The organism is Gilliamella sp. B14448G11 (assembly GCF_016101765.1).
Taxonomy (GTDB): Bacteria; Pseudomonadota; Gammaproteobacteria; order Enterobacterales; family Orbaceae; genus Gilliamella; species Gilliamella apicola_N.
Genome location: NZ_JACFPX010000067.1, coordinates 1 through 265 on the forward strand (window position 1 = coordinate 1; position 265 = coordinate 265).

Here is a 265-nt window from a genome sequence, read left to right on the forward strand (position 1 = left end):
ATGTGCTCTTGTCCGCGCTTATCATCCATCCGCAGTTTGTTGTTAGCAGGGGTACGAATTACATTTCGGTGTTTGTTTATGGCGGTCACATGGTCAGGGTGTTGGCTGTCATGCATCGCATGTGCAATATAAGGTCGGTCCGGATTACCGTTAGTAAAGGCAACCGCAACTTCTGTGCCATCAATCAGTGGAAAGTGAAAACCATAGGTACTGCCGGCATACGGTTTAGCCAGTCTTAACCATAAACTCTCTTCACCGTTTCGCC

Annotated in this window: 1 protein-coding gene; it reads right to left on the reverse strand. The window is 47.9% G+C overall.

The window, feature by feature from the left end; all coding sequences use genetic code 11:
• On the reverse strand, positions 1-265 hold a 265-nt coding region (locus H3S88_RS13310), incomplete at both ends, for a phage baseplate assembly protein V (RefSeq protein WP_232352610.1).